Genomic DNA, 18,833 nt, shown 5'->3' on the forward strand with positions numbered 1-18,833 from the left:
AATTTCAGCAAATATAAGCCCTTAGATCGTACCTAACCGTCAAAGTTTCTATTCTTGTTTGTCACAATTTTGAAACGTACACATAAAATAGTCTAAAACTATAATCGCAAAGGCATTTGCTCGAAAATTGGAGAAGAATCCTCAATTTTACCGCGTCATTTAAAAGACTTCCAAACGCTTGGCTTATGCATCGTTTTCTTTTTCTGTTTGCCTTTTTGATTTGCACCATAAAACCTGTGGTGGCTCAAAGTCATTTTTCGGTGGACGCCCAATATGTTCAGGGATTTCAATCACACACACTAGAGCTTTTTCATATTCCCGTTGATCAATACTTTGCCTCTGGACTCAATGGGCACTTATATTATGAGTACCATTTCGCAAAACCTGCTATTAACCTCCGCTTGGGCCTTGGCGGCCAAATGATGTATTTCAATGGAGAATCAGGTGGTGAGGAGTTTAGCGGCAATTCGGCAAAGTTTGAAATCTTGCTACAGGGTCTTTATAGGTTTAGTGAAAAATGGAAAGCTGGTTTAGGAGTTAACCTTGAAAATAACAGGGATGGTGACCAATTTCGCGCTAAAAGCACAGACAACTTTAGATACAATGCCCTGCTGGATGTACATTATAATGTTAGTCAACGCTTCTCGCTACTACTCAGATATAGCCATGTGATTTATCCGAATGTGGATGCTTACTTGCTTTACAATCCGGCTCAGAGGTTGAGCTTTGGTATAAACTATCAAATCACTAAGCCATGAAAAAGTATTTGATTGGCCTATTGGCAATTTTGGCATTAGCCGCTTGCAGCGAGCTGAACGTGGAAAATAAAAACCTCCCAGGTGTTAATGGTATTACACCTACTACCATAAGCACTAAGTTTAGTGTGGCAAACATTGAGTGCGACCAGGCGGAGTTTGATAAAATGTACAGGCTTTATTCCCGTGATTTAAGTGTCGATGCGCGCCTTTTCTTTTACAATCAAAATGGAGATCTACGTCTAAATGCCACTCCTGCTCAAATAGAAGTTAAGGGCAACGGATCGGCTTCTTTGGTATTAAAATCTATAGGCATACGCTTCAATCACCCCTTGAATAATGATAGTGCTCAAATCTTTCAACCTACACGTTTGATAAATAATCACTCGGTGAACACTTTTCACGCCTTACGTTTCCGCAATAGCGGCCAAGATTTTGGGCGAACCATGATCAAGGATATTGCCTATACTGAGCTGGCCATTCAGGCGGGCTTAGATTTTGAGATGATGTATTATGAACCCGTTCATGTATTTATAAATGATGAATACTATGGGCTTATGAATATGCGAACCGAAAATGAAGCCTTTGGAATTGCCGGGCTGATTGATGTGCCTGTTTCAGGTATTACCACCATGGATAGCCAAATGAAGGATGGTGAGTTTGAATGGGAATCCGGGCCAGAAGAACCTTCGAACGAATTACTTGAGGCGATTGAAAACAAAGACTGGCAGGAGATTGAAGAATTGGTGGACATGTCTTCCTACATCGACTATTTGATTTATGAAGATTATATCGGCAACCGCGACTGGCCAAACAATAACCTACGCTTATATAGCTCAAATGGCGGTCGGTTCAGGTTTATGTTTTATGATTCTGATTGGTCTGCAGATAGGCCAAAAGATCCCGAGCTTCCAAAACTCGAATATGATGAAAGTGGGATGGCTTCTATTTACCAAAGTATGAAAGATGCTCCCGCTTATCGCGAGAGATTTATAGCACGGCAAAAAGAGCTTTACTCATTTTTTAGTTCTGAAAAGTTTAACACCATAGTAGATCGCTTGGCTACAGATATTGAAGATGACATCCCTTATTTGATTTCAAAATATCAAAAGCCGGAAAGCCGCATGCATTGGAGACAAAATATTGAAATACTGAAGCGCGAATTTGAACGACAGGACAAGTATATAAGGAAGAAACACAAGCTCGATTGAGCAAAATTTTAGACAGAACAACTTCCTTATATTTGGAATAGTATAAAACCATCCATGGACAATATTTCTACCAGCAAACTAAATACCACTGTTCTTACCAAAGTTCAACTTCACTCCATGGAGTGTATTATTGAAAATGCTACTCGTGTGGTGTACCACGATGTGCGCTTTGCCAAAAGGCTGATTGCCCACATAAATACTATTACGGCTGACGAGGAAATAGGTGAAGATGATCTTCAAATCCTTTCAATTTGTGCTTGGCTGTATACCACCCTATTTGGTAATATTAGAACAGGATCAAAAAATAAGAATCAGCTCTTTGACGAATCTTCTATATATATAGATGAGCACTACCCTAAATTGCTCGACAGTTTCGGAATGGACAAAATTGATAGTGTAAGAATTATTAATCTAGTAAAAGCTGCCATAAAAACTGAAGTACCTCATAATCGGCTGAGCGGCATTTTTACTGATGCCGTGGTAATGGATCTTACTGGAGATCAAGCCATGGATCGTTTAAAGAAGCTGTATGAAGAAGCGGTACTTGGTGATGTGAACCTTAGCTTAAGCAAGTTTTATGATTTGATGATTGGTTATTTGAGCCCATATAATGCCAATACAGAATATGGTAAAGCTCACATTCAACCTGCTGCACTGGAACTCATTCACAAGCTGGAAAAGGAAAAGAGAAAGCTCTCTCAGAAGAAAAATATCATCCTGAAAAAGCAGCTAGAGATTTCAGAAGATGAATTGAAAGAACTTCGTAAAAACCTGGTTGGTGTAAAAGGAAGAGACGTTCGTGGAATTCAAACCTTATTTAGAACCACCTCGCGAAATCACTACACACTAAACCAAATGGTAGACCGCAAAGCCAGCATTATGATTACGGTAAATGCTATTATTCTTTCGGTAGTAATTGGTGGCTTGCTTCGATCCACAGGAGACACCTTACTAGGCATTCTGCCCATGGCTATTTTGTCTATCGCCTCTCTGTTTTCTATCATTTTCGCTATCCTTTCCATTACGCCCAATCGCACACAGGGCGAGTTTACAGTAGATGATATTCGAAACAAAAAAGGAAACCTATTATACTTCGGCAACTTTCACAATATGGAATTTAGAGACTATGAATGGGGAATGTTGCAAAAGCTCAGCGATAGTAATTTTCTGTACAGCTCCATGATTCGTGACCTTTACTATTTGGGCAAAACCCTGCAGAAAAAATATACACTCATCCGTATTTCCCTTCAGTTCTTTGTGATTGGCCTAGTAAGCTCCTTCGTTCTATTTATGATAAGTCGCTTAGTTGTATTTTACTAATCTCACTTTAGCATAAAGTGAATTTCACCTCATGAAAAAACTTCTCTACACCTTATTTATAGTCTCGCCCTTTTTGGCCACGAGCCAAACGCCAACTCTTACGGATGGTGAAGTTTGGTTTGGCGCCAGCTATAAGCTAAAGTTTGAAAACAAGCTAGAAGTACAGCTTGAGGAGCAGGTTCGAATTCACAATAATCTTGATCAAATAAAAAAGACTTTTACCGAATTAAGCATTGGGTATGAGGTTTTCAAAGATTTTGAAGTAGGCTTTAAATATCGTTTTAGCATTTTCCCCAATAGCTTTGCTGAAAATGCGATTGACAGATCCAACTTTAACACCAGCCGTATTTCACTTGACGCCAGCTACGAGTTTGACAAGAAAAATTTTCCGCTTTCGCTAGAAGTGCGTACTCGTTTTCAGGATGCGAAAGAGCATTACACAGATCAAAAAATCACCTTTTGGAGAAACAAGTTTTCACTAGAGTGGGAAGCTTCAAAAAACATAACTCCCTTTGTAGAGTATGAAAGTTTCTTTCGCCTTAATAAGAAAAATGAATTTCGCCAGGATAGATACACCGCAGGTGTAGAGTGGCGAATAAATAAAGAAATGGATCTTTCTACTTTTTACCGAGTGGATATGGAAACCAACAAAAAGCTAAACGGACGCCAAAACATTGTCGGCATCATGTTTTCGTATTCTATGGATTATAAAAAGAAGGAGAAGATAGATTAGTCTTCTTTGCGCTGAAGCACCTTTGGCACACGGAAATAATCAGTGTCTTTATCTGGAGCATTTTTCAAAGCCTCATCTTTAGTCACCTGAGTGATTACCTCATCTTTTCGCATCACGTTTTCCTCTTCCGTAAGGTAAACCAGCGGTTTTACATTTTCCAGATCCAGCTCACTGATTTTGTCTACAAAGGCAAGAATCTTGTCCATATCCTGCACCATCGTTTCTTTCTCTTCTTCCGAAAATTCAAGACGTGACAGGTGAGCTAATTTTTCTACAGTATTCTTATCGATGTTCATGGAAAACGCATTTGCTTTTAAAACGGGGCAAAGGTAATTACTTATTGCATTGAACGCATACGATCTGCTTCTCTTAATTTAATGTCTGATTTTTCTTTAAAGGAATTCTATAACCTAATCCTATTTTATAAGCCTCATCTATAATTGCCGGATCGGAACCCTGGATAACAAACGTCCCTATGAGATCAAATGCCTTATAACCTAATCCACAGTCAAACTGATGAGTAATACTATTTTCGTATATCTCAGTAACATACATGTATCCGATACCGCCTCCTAATCTTATACGAGAATATTTACCCACCTTAAAGTTTGCTATTATACTTAGGGACGCATTATAAACCAGTGCATCCCGGGGATGAGTTACAGAAAACATTTCAGATCTCTCACCTACATTGTACCACTCATCTCTCAGCTCTCCGTATTCTCCAAAATCACGACTAACACCAACTTGCAACTGAGCCACCCTAAGGCTAACCTTTTCCGAATTAATATCATAAGAGATATTCGCCTTTGCTCCTAATCCATAAGTAGCATATTTCCAACCTCGTGGGCTTACAACTGGGCTGCTACTTTCAGCTCTAAAACTTCCATACATCCCCGTAAGTCCCAAGGCATAACTAAATCGTTTCTGGCTTCGGCCGTAAACAATCTCCGCAAAACCGTAATCGATTGTTGATTTATAGTCATAATACCCTGAGTAAAAAAAATTATTATCGTCTTCTATCTCTGAGTCAGCTATGCCTAGTTTTGAATAACCTGCCGAGATCTGTAACATACTCTCATTCTCCCCCTTGTAAAGTGGCTTCTCCATTAAATTAGAGTTTTGTAAATACACGCCAGAAGGAAGTGAAGAAGGCGTGTAGCAGGATGACAATACAAAAATTAGCGCAAGCACTAAAAGCAAATTAGTTTTCATTGAGCTTGAGGTATTGGTTTAGTCCAAATTACAATATTTTATATGAATTTTTTAATGGTAATCCAGCAGTAACCTTTTACCATCAATGGTAAATCAGATTTCTATTTCTGAATTTCCACCACAACCTCAACCTTATCTTATTTGCTCAATTCTAGGTTTTGTGAGACACTCCCCAACCCAGAAAGTATAGCTTCACGGCACTTTTCCATAAGTATTTCCACCTCATGCTCCTCGGCACCTTTAGGCTCAATAAATGGGTGCACTACAGCCCTCAACACTCCTGGACCACCTTTGGTAAAATCAAAAGGCAGGTGTTTTTTATTATCAAGAAAAGAAACCGGAATAATGGTGATCTGCTTATTTACGGCAAGGCGAAAGGCCCCTGTTTTAAAAGGAGCCAACATTACATCCGTATCTGGCACACCTCCTTCTGGGAAAATGCATAAGCCATAACCTTCGTCAATTTTTACTGCCGCACGATCAAAAACTGTTTTGCGGCTACGCATACTTTTACGATCTACAAGCAGGTTCGTCTTTTTATAGAAATATCCAAAAAGCGGGAGTTTTGCCAATTCCTTTTTACCAATAAAGAGGAAACAATTTGGAAAAAGCGCCAAAGTCATCATGATATCAATCATGCTAGTGTGGTTGGCACAAATAATATAAATACCATCTCTATCAGGTTTTTGCAACCAGGTAGTTTTGGGTATAAACCCAGAAAGCAAAAGCACCGTCCACGCCCAAACCCTTGACAGGTAAAAGAATGACTTATACCACGCAGGATTTGCAGATGTAATAACCAGAAGTGGAAAAAGCATGAGGATGGCGATAAGTATGGTGGTATAGTACCACACTTTCCAGATTGACGATAATGCTGCGCTAATAATATTCACGCTGCAAAAATAGAATTTTGAATTAGGCCTGAATACTTACTTTTGGGCTCCATTAATAAAAACACAAATGGCCAGAGTACTTACAGGAATACAAAGCAGCGGAAGACCTCATCTTGGAAACATTTTGGGAGCAATCGTCCCTGCTATTGAATTAGCTGAAAACGACAAAAACGAGTCTTTCATTTTTATTGCCAACATGCATTCCCTCACTACAGAGAAGGATGGCGAAACGCGCAAACATAATGTATATGCCGTAGCTGCCGCCTGGCTAGCCTTTGGTTTAGATACCGATCGCAATGTGTTTTATCGTCAAAGTGATTTGCCTGAAGTAGCTGAACTTACCTGGTATTTAAATTGCTTTACGCCTTATCCTATGTTGGCCAATGCGCATTCATTTAAAGATAAAAGTGATCGCCTTAGTGACGTGAATGCTGGTCTTTTTGATTACCCGGTTTTAATGGCAGCCGACATCCTTTTGTATGATGCTGAAGTAGTGCCTGTGGGGAAAGACCAAAAGCAACACCTTGAAATCACCCGTGACATTGCCAGTGCCCTGAACAATAAAATGGGTGAGGAGATTTTGATCTTACCGGAGTCCGCTATTCGCGAAGACGTGATGACTATCCCTGGAACGGACGGCCAAAAGATGAGCAAATCTTATGGAAACATTATTGATGTCTTTTTGCCTCCAAAGCAATTGAAAAAGCAAGTGATGAGCATCGAGACCGACAGCACACCTTTGGAAGAACCAAAAGATCCGGACACCTGCAACGTATTTGCATTGTATAAAATAATAGGCACCGAAGATCAAGTTGCAGAAATGCGTGCTAACTACCTTGGCGGAAATTACGGTTACGGTCACGCCAAATTAGCTTTGCTAAACCTCATTACTGAAAAGTATGCCCCGCAAAGAGAGAAGTTTAGCCACTACATGGAAAACACGCACCTGATAGAAGAACAACTTCAAAAAGGAGCGGAAAAAGCCAGACCTATTGCGAGGGAAGTTTTGGGGAGAGTGAGGAGTAAGTTGGGGTTTTAGAAAACAGTTTCCAGTTGGCAATTTGCAAACAGCCTATTGCCAACTAGAAACTCCCGACTAAAAACTAGTCGTTCAGCTTCAACACCGCTAAAAACGCCTCTTGAGGAATTTCTACGTTTCCTACCTGGCGCATACGCTTCTTACCTGCTTTTTGCTTTTCAAGTAGTTTACGCTTACGCGAGATATCACCACCATAACATTTTGCGGTAACGTCTTTACGCAAGGCGCTCAAAGTTTCGCGGGCAATAATTTTAGCACCGATTGCTGCCTGTATAGCAATCATAAACTGCTGGCGCGGGATTAGTTCTTTTAGCTTTTCGCAGATTTTCTTTCCAATATCATAGGCATTACTTCGGTGTACCAATGCAGAAAGTGCATCTACAATTTCACCGTTTAGCATGATGTCAACTTTAGAAAGTTCTGACTCTACATAGCCAATTGGGTGATAATCAAAAGAGGCGTATCCGCGAGAAATAGATTTTAGGCGATCATAAAAGTCAAACACGATTTCGGCCAAAGGCATGTCAAAAGAAAGCTCGACACGCTCTGAAGTCAAATAGGTTTGATTTTTAAGAATTCCGCGCTTCTCAATACAAAGATTCATCACCGCACCTACATAGTCAGATTTAGTAATAATCTGAGCTTTGATGTATGGCTCTTCCATACGATCCAATTTGGTAGGATCAGGAAATTCGGTTGGGTTGGTTACAATCTCTCTTACGTCCGGAGTTTTCTTCATGTAAGCATAGTAACTTACGTTGGGCACGGTAGTAATTACCGTCATGTTAAACTCACGCTCCAATCGCTCCTGAATAATTTCCATGTGCAACATCCCCAAGAATCCGCAACGGAAACCAAATCCTAGCGCAACTGAAGATTCAGGCTCAAAAGTCAATGAAGCATCATTTAGCTGCAGCTTTTCCAATGAAGCACGGAGCTCTTCAAACTCTTCGGTATCTACAGGGTAAATTCCAGCAAATACCATTGGCTTTACATCTTCAAAACCAGAGATAGCTTTATCGGCAGGTCTTTCAGCCACGGTGATGGTATCACCCACTTTTACTTCTTTGGCTTCTTTTATTCCAGAAATAATGTAGCCTACGTTTCCGGCCTTTATTTCTTTTACGGGCTGCTGCTTAAGTTTAAGCACACCTATTTCATCGGCAAAATACGTTTTACCGGTGTTCATGAATTTCACCTTTTCACCAGACTTTAAGGTTCCGTTTACTACCTTAAAGAAAGCTTCAATGCCTCGATAAGGGTTAAAAACAGAGTCAAAAATCAAAGCTTGAAGTGGAGCTTCTTCATCACCCACAGGATGAGGAATACGGTCTACAATGGTGTCCAGAATTTCCTGAATTCCAAGTCCGGTTTTGGCGGAAGCCAGAAGGATGTCCTCGTCTTCACAACCTATAAGGTCAATAATCTGATCTTTTACTTCTTCAGGGTTGGCACTTGGCAAATCAATTTTATTGAGCACTGGAATAATTTCCAAATCATGCTCTAAGGCCAAATAAAGGTTTGAGATAGTTTGCGCCTGAATACCTTGTGCGGCATCTACAATAAGTAGGGCACCTTCGCAGGCAGCAATGGCACGAGATACTTCGTATGAAAAATCTACGTGTCCAGGAGTGTCAATGAGGTTGAAAACATAGTCCGTCCCATCCTTTTCATGCACCATTTGTATTGCATGACTTTTAATGGTGATTCCTCGTTCGCGCTCCAGGTCCATATCATCGAGCAACTGCTCTTTCTTTTCTCTCTCGGTTACCGTTTTGGTAGAGTCCAAAAGTCTATCTGCCAAGGTGCTTTTACCATGGTCAATATGCGCGATGATGCAAAAGTTACGGATGTTCTTCATACAGTCAAATATCATTCTCCTTTAGTAAGCGCGAAAATAAGCTAAATGAAATTGCTACAAACCTGCTGTTCAATTATTCTACGGAATACAGTTTTGTCACTCATTCCTAACTATTGGATTCTAAGTCACTGTTTCCAAATTATGATTATAGAGTGAAATTCGAGCTTCAATCGACTTAATTATCCATTTGCCATGAAAAAGTTAATATTCTTTCTCGCTACAATATTTACAAGTTTCAGCCTTTCGGCCAGTCACTTTGCTGGTGCAGAAATTGGTTACGAATACTTGAGTACCAATACCAACGGAAGTCACGATTATAAAGTAAGGCTCCAAATCTATAGAGATATCAGTGGAATACCTCTTGACCTCAATCAGTCGCTGTGTATTTCATCATCTTGTTTTGGCCAGCAAACTGTTGCTCTTACATTTCTGCCTGTGCTTCCACAAAATGGAGGTAATGCTCGCCAGGCACTGCCTGTTCCTGGTCTTTCTGACTGTGTAGATGCCAATGATCCTGATTTGGTAACCATCGAAATTTACTATTTTGAAGCTACCGTAACATTGCAGGGAAACTGTCCCAATTGGAAATTTAGTTGGCATGGAAATGCTCGAAATGTAAATAATATCGATAATCTTACATTCATAGGCAACTCAGACTTATACGTTGAAACTCTTCTCAATAACACTATTGGCCAAAATACCAGCCCAACCTTTGTAAACCCAGCAGCAAAATCATTTTGTGTAGGCTCTCCATTTACATGGTCACAAGCAGCCACTGAGCCTGATGGCGACTCTTTGAGATACTCATTCGGACATCCTCTTAATGCTCCTTTTGGCGCAGTGTGCACCACACCTACTTTAGCCACATTTGCAACTGGATATAGTGTTCTACAGCCTATGACCACCGTTTCCGGTATTAATATTGACGAAAAGGTTGGAACGTTCTCCTTCACCCCTAGCCAAATAGAAACGGATGTGGTAAATGTAATTGTGGAAGAATATCGATTAGACCCGGTAACAACTCTATGGCTAAAAGTAGGCACCACAGTTCGCGACCTTCAAATACCAGTTGTTGGGGCCTGTTTGCAGGCCACAGCAGCTGGTCCAAAAATTAATACTTCGGCTTCTGGATTTTCAAATGAAGCTATTGAAGCAGATACAATGCGCACCTTTCTTTATGGGCTGGGGCTTACAAAGGCTGTATTTGATAGCACCCTTTCTCCTCGCACAGATTCAATAGGGGTAGTTGAGTATAATTGCGGAGATTCTATTATCACTTTGAGCTTCAGTAGTGATGTTTTATGCAGCACGGTTTCTCCTGATGGAACAGATTTTAGGTTGGTGGGGCCAGACAGTGCCGCTACCGCCATTCCCGCAGTTTCATTCGCTTGCCAAACAGATCTTACCACAAATAATATTGCACTGTTATTGCATCAACCACTAGATCAAAATGGTGACTACTATCTCCAAATAAAAAATGGCAATGATGGCAATACTTTACAAAATGAGTGTGGCTTTAGCCTAACACCTTTTTATACTTTAAAAGTAAAGGTTCAAGGTTGTACCCAGCCTATTTACAAATTAGAAAATGTAACAGTTGTGGCTGATAGCACCATTAAGATAGAGTGGACGAAAATTGACTCTACTGTTTCCAAAAAACTATTCACAAGTTGGAATATTTTAAGATCTAACAATAATCAATTTTATCCAATTGATAATGTAACTGATTATAATGCCACAAGTTATGTTGATAACTCTGCGGATGCCAATGCTGTGGACAACATTCAGTTTCAGTATGCTATTCAACTAGTTCAAAACTTTAATGCCAAATCACCTAGCAATACCATCAATAACATATTATTGAAAGAAAGCACCAACGATCAAATGACAACTTTTGACTGGAGTGATTATTTGGGGTGGACAAATGCAGAGTACAATTTTGAGTACAGAAACACAAGTACTTCCGAGCCATGGCAATCTTTAGCTGGCCCCACTGCTAGCATTCTTTCGTATAGTTATGATCATCCAGAAATAACTGCGGCCAATGAAGGCATCTACGTTTATCGAGTAATAGCCACCAATCCAGCTGCTCCAGCCGCCTATATTGCCGAAAGTAATTGGTTATATCTTGAGTTTAAAAATGAACCTGTAATTGATGATGAGCCATATATCGCTAACATTCCAAATGTGATAACACCAAATGGGGATTCTCAAAATGATTTTTTCTATATAAATGATAACACCTACTCCAACATCAGTGTGAGCATTTTCAACAGGTGGGGTAAACTTGTTTATCAAGACCTTAATGCATCAAGCCAAGATTATACGCAAGGTAAGGGCTGGGATGGTACGGACATAAACACCGGCCAGCCGGCATCAGATGGCGTATACTTCTACCTAGTAGAGGCCTCAGATTTCGTAAGTGGCAAATCAGAAGAATTAAAAGGCCCCCTCACAATTATCCGAGGCACCCATTAATTCACTATCGCAAACTTTTTTAAACTCACCCTTTACTAAATCCCCTATCGAATTATCGTTAGGGGGTTTGGTCATTAAATAGCATTGCTCTAATTTTATGCGCATTTTAGTGGCGAAAGCCTAAACCACAGACTTATGAAAAAAATACTATTTACACTATTTGCTGCGCTATTTCTACTGGGTATGCCTCAGGAAGCGAAAGCCAGCCATGCCGCAGGAGGAGAGATTACCTACAAATACATAGGCGACTCAACCGGGATACCTTACCATTATTGTATCTACCTTACTGTTTATCGCAGAAATGAATCTGGTAGTGCATCATTACCAGCTACCTTATCTCCTCAGCTACAAGTTACAAGTGGTTGCTTTGGAACTCAATCTTTATCGATGCCTAGAACACCTCCTCCTCCTGGTCGTGCGGCTGGCGATGGTGGTTGGACTCCTCTAAACTATACCTCGTGCGTTGATGAAAATGATCCAGCAGGTTTTAATATATCTGAGCATAGATACCAAACATGTGTTGTACTTCCTGGCAAGTGCTCAGATTTTAAATTTTCATGGTCTCTATGCTGTAGAAACTCAAACATTACAAACCTAGTTAATCCTGCAGGTAATAATCTATACCTAGAATCTACCCTTAATAATACTTTAGGACCAAATACTTCAGGTAGATTTTTGAATGCTGCTGCAAAGCAGTTCTGTGTTGGCACATCTTTCACTTGGTCACAAGCTGCTGCTGAGCCTGATGGCGACTCTTTGCGTTACTCAAAAGGACAACCTTGGAGCGGACCAAATGCCCCAATCCAATGGGCTGCAACATACTCTACTCCACAGCCCATGAAAACTGCTAATGGATATAATCTGGATCAAAAGACTGGTACTTTTACATTTGAACCTAGCCAAGTAGAGGTTGATGTACTTAAGGTTGTAGTTGAAGAATATCGCTATGATTCTACATTTAGTGTATGGCTGCAAAATGGTACAGCAATTCGAGAAATGCAGGTACCTATTGTATCTCAGTGTAACATTTTAGCGCAGCAAGGATTGACAATTGATACAAACCTTACAGGACCAGGAAACATTCCTGCTAACACTTCTACATTTAATACTGACAGTCTAAGAGAAATTTATGGCATTACTCAAATTGGAAATGACTCTACCGCTAGCGCGGGTGGATACAATGTCAAAATCCCTGGAGTTCCTTACTTCTGCTATGACTCTGTTGTTACCATTGGTTTTAGTACCCGATTGAAGTGTTCTACTTTCTCACCTAATGGTTCTGAATTTAGAATTATTGGGCCTGATGGCGTTACCAGACCAGTGGTTGGCGTAAACACCAAATGTGGAACTGACTTGCTTACCGATGAAGTTGATCTTATACTGCACCGTCCATTAGATACTAATGGCCTATTCTTACTTTATCTAAAAACTGGTGATGACGGTGATGTACTGGAAAATGAGTGCGGATTTGCTGTTAATCCTTTCTATGCTATTATGATTGAGGTTAATGATTGTCCTATCCTTGATTATCGCATGTTGAATACTTCGGTAGAGCGTGATATTGACATCAGAATTGATTGGGAAGCTGACAATACCACCTTTAGTGAAAATGTATTTACCACATGGCAAATCTTAAGAGCTAATAATGACGATCAATTCTACCTACACGACAATGTAGATGATGTACATGCACGTACCTACCTGGACACCACCTTGAGTGCAGAGCTGGTAGATGGTAGCCCATTTCAATATGCCGTGCAATTAGTACAGAATTATAAAGCTATAACTCCTACTAATGCTATTCGCAGTATTTTACTTACTCAAGATAATAATGGAGATAGCACTTCCACATTTACATGGACTGCATACGATGGTTTTGATAATGATACCATATCAGCCAGCAATGATGCTGACAGCTCTACTTACGAATTTGAAGGAGGTCCCGTAGTTGGGGGTACACCACAGTGGGAAAATATTTGGGGTCCGGCTGCCAACACTGGTGTTTATACCAATTTGTATAATTGGCCAGATGTAGCCAAAGGAGACTCTGTAGTTTACGCCTACCGCGTTCTAGCTACTGAACCTCAAAATCCAAATAATCCTTTTATTTCGGAATCTAATTGGGTTTACCTTGAATTTAAAACGCCAAAAGATCCACCTATTATAATACCTAATGAACCTGTAATTCCAAATGTGTTTACGCCTAATGGTGATGGGATGAATGACATATTTTATATTCAGTCTGATTACTCCAACGTAAGCATCTCTATATATAACAGATGGGGGAAAATGGTATTTGAAGATATAGATGCTCCACAAACGGATTATGACGAAGGCGGAAAAGGCTGGGATGGTAAAGACATAAACAGTGGAAATCAGCTTGCTGATGGCACTTATTATTATGTAATTGAATTAAGTGACGAAGCTTCTGGCGAAAAGGAGCAACTTAAAGGTCACCTAAATATTTTCACTAGTGGTACCCGCTAGGCTCAAGTAAAACATAAGTCTAAAAAATCCCGCTCTGCATATTGCAGAGCGGGATTTTTTTGTTGTCCCAACCTTTGACTAATGCAGGGTCTACTCTCAGAGAGAACTTCAATAAGATTGATTTTAAAACAAAAAAGCCGCCTCGAAATATTTTGAGGCGGCTTTCATAAGAACTATATGCGTTTTCTAATTTCTAAGCCTTCTCAAGCTTAAAATCTTCCATAAACTTCGTTGTATAGTTTCCTGCCAAATACTCAGGATCATCCATCAAGGCTCTGTGGAAAGGAATAGTTGTTTTAACACCTTCTATTACAAACTCATCCAAGGCTCTACGCATTTTGTCAATGGCCTCTTCGCGGGTTTGAGCTGTAGTAATAAGCTTCGCAATCATTGAATCATAGTATGGAGGAATCATATATCCTGCATAAACGTGAGTGTCCAACCTTACTCCATGACCACCTGGGGCATGAAAAGTAGTAATGGCACCTGGTGACGGTCTGAAGCCATTCAAAGGATCTTCAGCATTAATTCTACATTCGATAGAATGCAACTGCGGCTCATAATTCTTACCCGAAATTGGGATGCCTGCAGCTACTTTAATCTGCTCTCTAATCAAGTCATAATCTATAACCTGCTCAGTAATTGGATGCTCTACCTGAATACGCGTATTCATTTCCATAAAGTAGAAATTGCGATGCTTATCAACCAAAAATTCGATTGTACCTGCACCTTCGTACTTAATGTACTCAGAAGCTTTTACAGCAGCTTCTCCCATTCGCTTACGCAAATCCTTTGTCATAAACGGGGAAGGAGTTTCTTCCGTAAGCTTTTGGTGCCTGCGCTGAATTGAGCAATCTCTTTCTGAAAGGTGACAAGCTTTACCCGTAGAATCACCTACCACCTGAATCTCGATATGACGAGGTTCCTCGATAAGCTTTTCCATGTACATTCCATCATTACCAAAAGCTGCACCAGCTTCCTGACGGGCACTGTCCCAAGCTTTTCTAAGGTCTTCTTTTTTCCAAACAGCACGCATACCTTTACCACCACCACCGGCAGTAGCTTTTAGCATTACTGGGTAACCCATTTCAGCGGCAAGCTTTTCAGTCTCTTCGTAAGACTCCAATAGGCCATCAGACCCGGGAATTGTAGGCACACCAGCGGCTTTCATGGTAGCTTTGGCCGTGGCCTTGTCTCCCATTTGGTCAATCATTTCTGGGGTTGGCCCTATAAACTTGATACCATTCTCAGTACAAATTCTAGAAAACTTACTGTTTTCTGACAAGAAACCATAACCAGGATGTACTGCATCAGCGTTGGTGATTTCTGCAGCAGCAATAATATTGGGTATGTTTAGGTACGATTCGCTGCTCGCTGCAGGACCAATACATACCGCTTCATCTGCAAACCTAACGTGGAGGCTATCTTTATCAGCGGTGCTATACACAGCCACTGTTTTGATGCCCATTTCCTTGCACGTTCTTATTACGCGCAAAGCAATTTCACCTCGGTTGGCTATTAATATTTTCTTAAACATAAGATGTAAATTTTGTGAAGATAGATTTGAAAAATCCTAAGAAGGATCTACCAAGAATAATGGTTGATCGTACTCTACAGGAGTTTGATCATCCACTAGTATCTTAACAATTTTACCGCTCACTTCACTCTCAATTTCATTGAAAAGCTTCATAGCTTCAATAATACAAACTACTGAACCAGAAGAAATATCATCACCAACGTTTACAAACAATTCCTTATCAGGACTTGGTCTGCGATAGAAAGTTCCGATCATTGGGCTCTTGATGGCAATGTATTTTGAATCATCATCTTCTGCAGCTGGAGCAGCAGGAGCGTCTCCACCTGTAGGAGCAGGAGCAGCAGCCTGAGGAGCAGCTTGCTGAGGCATAGGTGCCTGAGCCATTTGCGGCATAGAGTATACCTGTGGAACAGGGTTTTCGCTCTTATATGCAGCGTCAGTTTTAATATTGATTTTAAAGTCTTCCGTTTCCAGATTCACTTCAGCTGCTCCTGAACGAGCTACGAATTTTATTAAGTTCTGTATTTCTTTAATATCCATTTTCGAACTGTTTACAGTTTATACACAAATCTATTAAAATGCTATGAAGGGTCGTACGCCCATTTAAGGTACAATGCTCCCCAGGTAAATCCACCGCCAAAGGCAGCGAGTACTAAGTTATCTCCTTTTTTCAATTGCTTCTCATAATCCCACAATAAAAGCGGTAACGTACCATTGGTAGTATTCCCATACCTATCTATGTTAAGCATCACCTTTTCTTCCCCTAAACCCATACGGTTTGCGGTAGCACTGATGATACGCATATTAGCCTGGTGTGGAACCAACCAGTTAACATCTTCAGCAGTAAGGTTATTGCGCTCCATTATTTTAGCGCTGTAATCTGCCATATTGGTCACGGCAAATTTAAACACCTGCTGGCCTTCCTGATGAACAAAGTGTTCCTTGTTTTCAACAGTTTCTTTGGAAGGCGGTGACATAGAGCCTCCTGATTTTATATACAGAAACTCTCTACCCCCACCATCACTCTTCAAAATTGAATCTTGTACACCAAGGCCTTCTTCGCTTGGCTCGAGCAGAACGGCTCCAGCACCATCACCAAAAATCACACAAGTAGTACGGTCCGAATAATCGATGATAGAAGACATTTTATCTCCACCAATCACCAATACTTTTGAATATTTTCCGGTTTCAATAAACTGAGAACCAGTGGTAAGACCAAACAAAAAGCCAGAACATGCAGCTTGCAAATCCCAACCAAAAGCATTGGTTGCTCCTATTTGTGTTGCCACATAAGCAGCCGTGGAAGCTACTGGCATATCAGGTGTTGCGGTACAACAAATCACCAACTCTATTTCTTTAGGGTCAAGGTTGCGTTTGGCCAACAAATCTTCCGCAGCTTTTATAGCCATGAAAGAGGTGCCTAAACCTTCCCCCTTTAAAATTCTTCTTTCCTTAATTCCGGTACGGGTCATTATCCATTCATCCGTAGTATCTACCATGGTTTCCAATATTTTATTGGTCAACCTATACTCGGGAACGTATCCCCCAACCGCTGTAATCGCAGCTTTCAATCCCATTACTTTTTAAAAACCTTAGTTATGTTTTCCGATAATTTTGCTTTGGCCACTTTTTCAGTAGCCAATATCATATTAGCAATGGCAGTAGATCCGGATACACCGTGACCTAAAATCACATTACCATTAACCCCCAAAATTGGAGTTCCTCCGTATCGCTCGTAATTGAACTTATCCAGAAATGGATCTTCGATGTTTCTATATTGAAGCAATTTATAAAAAGCCTCTGCTTGTTTCAAAAACACATTTCCAGTAAAACCATCACAAACGGTAACATCCACACGATTCTCATAAAAATCTCGTGCTTCAAGATTACCCACAAATGTAAGGTCTTTTGCTGTCTTTAAAATTTCATAAGCTTTTTGATAAAGGAGACTTCCTTTACCTTCTTCTGCGCCAGTATTTAATAGGCCTATTCTTGGTGATTCTACACCATGAACCAGACGAGCATACGTTTCGCCCAGCTTGGCAAATTGCAGAAACATTTCGGGTTTGGCATCTACGTTTATACCTACATCCACTAATGTATTAAACCCACCATCCTTTTGGGGAAATGAGCTTACCACACATGGACGAAGCACACCTTCTATTGGCTTTAATGCATTAAAAGCACCCACCATCATGGCTCCTGAGTTTCCGGCACTGCCAAAACCCTGAAGCACACCACGAGAGAGCAAGCCAAAGCCTACAGCCAAAGATGAGTTTGTTTTTTGCTGCAAAGCTTTTACCGGATGTTCATCCATAGCAATAGCTTCTTCAGCGTTGACCACCTTTAGCTTTTCACTTTCACTCAAGCCATTTTTGGCTAAAAATTCATGAATAGGTTTTTCAGGGCCAATAAGGTAAAGACAGGTGTCTTCACCTAAGTCAGGCAGTGCTTTCGCACTACCCTCCAGTGTAACTTTGGGTGCCGAGTCGCCACCCATAATATCTATTCCGATATTAGTCATAAACAAAAAAAGGCAGCTTTAAACTACCTTTTTTCAGCATTTAAGCTACTTCTTTTTCCATTACCACTTTACCTTTATAGTAAAGCTTTCCTTCGTGCCAGTGTGCACGGTGGTAAAGGTGAGGCTCGCCTGTAGTAGCGCAAATTGCTACGGTAGGAGCTACAGCTTTGTAGTGAGTTCTACGCTTGTCTCTTCTTGTTTTTGATATCTTCCGTTTAGGATGTGCCATTGCGTATGGTTTATTACAATTTTAATTCAGTAAATCCTTTAACTTATCCCAGCGTGGATCCGTACTTTCGTCTTCACCACCTTTTAAGTCCTCAAGTTTATTCAACACTTCTTTTCCCTTCTCTCCATTTTGAACCTCCGGGCTTACTCGTTTCAAAGGAATAGCCAATGCTGTAGTTTCATATAAATATTGCCCTACGTAGAGAAGGTATTCACCATGCGGCAAAATTAAAATCTCTTCATTGGAATCATTGTACTCTTCTCCAAACTTCACGAGGAGCGAAAAATCACCTTCAATAGGCAAATCAAACGGCTCACCGCTAATGTCACAAAGAATCTCTACAACACCTTTTACAACTGCCTTCACTTCAAGCCCGTTTTCCTTTTTCACAAGGTCCACGTCAGCTTTTATTCTCGGGCGCGTAAATTCCGAATACTCAAAATGTTCAAAGAACTTGTCATCCAATTGAAATTCAAAAGAATGCATCCCTAACTTAAGGCCTGAAAACTTGATGTTATATTCCTTCAAATTCTTCATTTCACCCTATTCAT

The 18,833-nt window shown here is 40.4% G+C and carries 17 protein-coding genes; 7 read left to right on the plus strand and 10 right to left on the minus strand.

Annotated features, from left to right (window positions below):
- Positions 1 to 185: 185 nt before the first annotated feature.
- Genes OWEHO_RS10750 through OWEHO_RS10765 form a run of 4 tightly spaced genes read left to right on the plus strand, consistent with a single transcriptional unit; the run spans position 186 to position 4,019 of the window.
- Positions 186 to 758 (plus strand): outer membrane beta-barrel protein, encoded by a 573-nt coding sequence (locus OWEHO_RS10750; protein ID WP_014202501.1) that lies wholly within the window; start codon positions 186 to 188, stop codon positions 756 to 758.
- Positions 755 to 1,966 carry a CotH kinase family protein gene (locus OWEHO_RS10755; RefSeq protein WP_014202502.1) on the plus strand — a complete coding sequence of 404 codons (1,212 nt, stop codon included), beginning with the start codon at positions 755 to 757 and terminating at the stop codon, positions 1,964 to 1,966. The genes OWEHO_RS10750 and OWEHO_RS10755 overlap by 4 nt, the downstream gene beginning before the upstream one ends.
- Before the next feature lie 54 nt (positions 1,967 to 2,020).
- Positions 2,021 to 3,286, plus strand: a complete 1,266-nt coding sequence (locus tag OWEHO_RS10760; protein ID WP_014202503.1) for a Pycsar system effector family protein — start codon at positions 2,021 to 2,023, stop codon at positions 3,284 to 3,286.
- A 31-nt stretch (positions 3,287 to 3,317) separates the two neighbouring features.
- Positions 3,318 to 4,019 (plus strand): DUF2490 domain-containing protein, encoded by a 702-nt coding sequence (locus OWEHO_RS10765; protein ID WP_014202504.1) that lies wholly within the window; start codon positions 3,318 to 3,320, stop codon positions 4,017 to 4,019.
- On the opposite strand, the gene gatC is transcribed toward OWEHO_RS10765, so the two are convergent.
- From gatC to OWEHO_RS10780, 3 genes are all read right to left on the minus strand, one after another.
- Positions 4,016 to 4,315, minus strand: coding sequence for an Asp-tRNA(Asn)/Glu-tRNA(Gln) amidotransferase subunit GatC (gene gatC / locus OWEHO_RS10770; protein ID WP_014202505.1), 300 nt, complete (start codon positions 4,313 to 4,315; stop codon positions 4,016 to 4,018). The genes OWEHO_RS10765 and gatC overlap by 4 nt on opposite strands.
- 73 nt (positions 4,316 to 4,388) lie before the next feature.
- On the minus strand, positions 4,389 to 5,234 hold the full coding sequence (locus tag OWEHO_RS10775; RefSeq protein WP_014202506.1) for a hypothetical protein: 846 nt from the start codon (positions 5,232 to 5,234) through the stop codon (positions 4,389 to 4,391).
- Between the two features lie 137 nt (positions 5,235 to 5,371).
- On the minus strand, positions 5,372 to 6,127 hold the full coding sequence (locus OWEHO_RS10780; protein WP_014202507.1) for a lysophospholipid acyltransferase family protein: 756 nt from the start codon (positions 6,125 to 6,127) through the stop codon (positions 5,372 to 5,374).
- A 67-nt stretch (positions 6,128 to 6,194) separates the two neighbouring features.
- Here OWEHO_RS10780 and trpS point away from each other — a divergent pair, with 67 nt between their 5' ends.
- Complete coding sequence (gene trpS / locus OWEHO_RS10785; RefSeq protein ID WP_014202508.1) at positions 6,195 to 7,166, plus strand: tryptophan--tRNA ligase; 972 nt, start codon at positions 6,195 to 6,197, stop codon at positions 7,164 to 7,166.
- Positions 7,167 to 7,230: 64 nt separating this feature from the next.
- Here the strand turns inward: trpS and lepA are convergent, their stop codons facing one another.
- Positions 7,231 to 9,027, minus strand: a complete 1,797-nt coding sequence (gene lepA, locus OWEHO_RS10790; protein WP_041627564.1) for a translation elongation factor 4 — start codon at positions 9,025 to 9,027, stop codon at positions 7,231 to 7,233.
- 192 nt (positions 9,028 to 9,219) lie between these two features.
- Here lepA and OWEHO_RS10795 point away from each other — a divergent pair, with 192 nt between their 5' ends.
- Both OWEHO_RS10795 and OWEHO_RS10800 read left to right on the plus strand, forming a co-directional pair.
- Positions 9,220 to 11,505 carry a gliding motility-associated C-terminal domain-containing protein gene (locus OWEHO_RS10795; protein WP_014202510.1) on the plus strand — a complete coding sequence of 762 codons (2,286 nt, stop codon included), beginning with the start codon at positions 9,220 to 9,222 and terminating at the stop codon, positions 11,503 to 11,505.
- 135 nt (positions 11,506 to 11,640) lie between these two features.
- Positions 11,641 to 13,992, plus strand: a complete 2,352-nt coding sequence (locus OWEHO_RS10800; protein WP_014202511.1) for a gliding motility-associated C-terminal domain-containing protein — start codon at positions 11,641 to 11,643, stop codon at positions 13,990 to 13,992.
- 193 nt (positions 13,993 to 14,185) lie between these two features.
- Here the strand turns inward: OWEHO_RS10800 and accC are convergent, their stop codons facing one another.
- From accC to OWEHO_RS10830, 6 genes are read right to left on the minus strand one after another with little or no spacing between them, the layout of a single operon-like run.
- Positions 14,186 to 15,529: an acetyl-CoA carboxylase biotin carboxylase subunit gene (gene accC, locus OWEHO_RS10805; protein WP_014202512.1), complete on the minus strand. Its 1,344-nt coding sequence runs from the start codon at positions 15,527 to 15,529 to the stop codon at positions 14,186 to 14,188.
- 36 nt (positions 15,530 to 15,565) lie between these two features.
- Entirely contained in the window at positions 15,566 to 16,069 is a 504-nt protein-coding gene (gene accB / locus OWEHO_RS10810) for an acetyl-CoA carboxylase biotin carboxyl carrier protein (RefSeq protein WP_014202513.1), read from the minus strand.
- A gap of 41 nt (positions 16,070 to 16,110) precedes the next feature.
- Positions 16,111 to 17,106: a beta-ketoacyl-ACP synthase III gene (locus OWEHO_RS10815; protein ID WP_014202514.1), complete on the minus strand. Its 996-nt coding sequence runs from the start codon at positions 17,104 to 17,106 to the stop codon at positions 16,111 to 16,113.
- Positions 17,106 to 18,053, minus strand: a complete 948-nt coding sequence (locus OWEHO_RS10820; protein WP_014202515.1) for a phosphate acyltransferase — start codon at positions 18,051 to 18,053, stop codon at positions 17,106 to 17,108. The genes OWEHO_RS10815 and OWEHO_RS10820 overlap by 1 nt, the downstream gene beginning before the upstream one ends.
- 40 nt (positions 18,054 to 18,093) lie before the next feature.
- A complete protein-coding gene (gene rpmF / locus OWEHO_RS10825; RefSeq protein ID WP_014202516.1) occupies positions 18,094 to 18,282 on the minus strand; it encodes a 50S ribosomal protein L32 in 189 nt (62 codons plus the stop codon).
- A gap of 21 nt (positions 18,283 to 18,303) precedes the next feature.
- Positions 18,304 to 18,819 (minus strand): YceD family protein, encoded by a 516-nt coding sequence (locus tag OWEHO_RS10830; RefSeq protein ID WP_014202517.1) that lies wholly within the window; start codon positions 18,817 to 18,819, stop codon positions 18,304 to 18,306.
- Positions 18,820 to 18,833 lie beyond the last annotated feature (14 nt).

Source organism: Owenweeksia hongkongensis DSM 17368 (assembly GCF_000236705.1).
Lineage (GTDB): Bacteria > Bacteroidota > Bacteroidia > Flavobacteriales > Schleiferiaceae > Owenweeksia > Owenweeksia hongkongensis.

Coding starts and splice junctions, on each gene's coding strand:
- OWEHO_RS10750 (WP_014202501.1), top strand. CDS start 186: ATGCATCGTTTTCTTTTTCTGTTTGCCTTTTTGATTTGCACCATAAAA.
- OWEHO_RS10755 (WP_014202502.1), top strand. CDS start 755: ATGAAAAAGTATTTGATTGGCCTATTGGCAATTTTGGCATTAGCCGCT.
- OWEHO_RS10760 (WP_014202503.1), top strand. CDS start 2,021: ATGGACAATATTTCTACCAGCAAACTAAATACCACTGTTCTTACCAAA.
- OWEHO_RS10765 (WP_014202504.1), top strand. CDS start 3,318: ATGAAAAAACTTCTCTACACCTTATTTATAGTCTCGCCCTTTTTGGCC.
- gatC (WP_014202505.1), bottom strand. CDS start 4,315: ATGAACATCGATAAGAATACTGTAGAAAAATTAGCTCACCTGTCACGT.
- OWEHO_RS10775 (WP_014202506.1), bottom strand. CDS start 5,234: ATGAAAACTAATTTGCTTTTAGTGCTTGCGCTAATTTTTGTATTGTCA.
- trpS (WP_014202508.1), top strand. CDS start 6,195: ATGGCCAGAGTACTTACAGGAATACAAAGCAGCGGAAGACCTCATCTT.
- lepA (WP_041627564.1), bottom strand. CDS start 9,027: ATGAAGAACATCCGTAACTTTTGCATCATCGCGCATATTGACCATGGT.
- OWEHO_RS10795 (WP_014202510.1), top strand. CDS start 9,220: ATGAAAAAGTTAATATTCTTTCTCGCTACAATATTTACAAGTTTCAGC.
- OWEHO_RS10800 (WP_014202511.1), top strand. CDS start 11,641: ATGAAAAAAATACTATTTACACTATTTGCTGCGCTATTTCTACTGGGT.
- accC (WP_014202512.1), bottom strand. CDS start 15,529: ATGTTTAAGAAAATATTAATAGCCAACCGAGGTGAAATTGCTTTGCGC.
- accB (WP_014202513.1), bottom strand. CDS start 16,069: ATGGATATTAAAGAAATACAGAACTTAATAAAATTCGTAGCTCGTTCA.
- OWEHO_RS10815 (WP_014202514.1), bottom strand. CDS start 17,106: ATGGGATTGAAAGCTGCGATTACAGCGGTTGGGGGATACGTTCCCGAG.
- OWEHO_RS10820 (WP_014202515.1), bottom strand. CDS start 18,053: ATGACTAATATCGGAATAGATATTATGGGTGGCGACTCGGCACCCAAA.
- rpmF (WP_014202516.1), bottom strand. CDS start 18,282: ATGGCACATCCTAAACGGAAGATATCAAAAACAAGAAGAGACAAGCGT.
- OWEHO_RS10830 (WP_014202517.1), bottom strand. CDS start 18,819: ATGAAGAATTTGAAGGAATATAACATCAAGTTTTCAGGCCTTAAGTTA.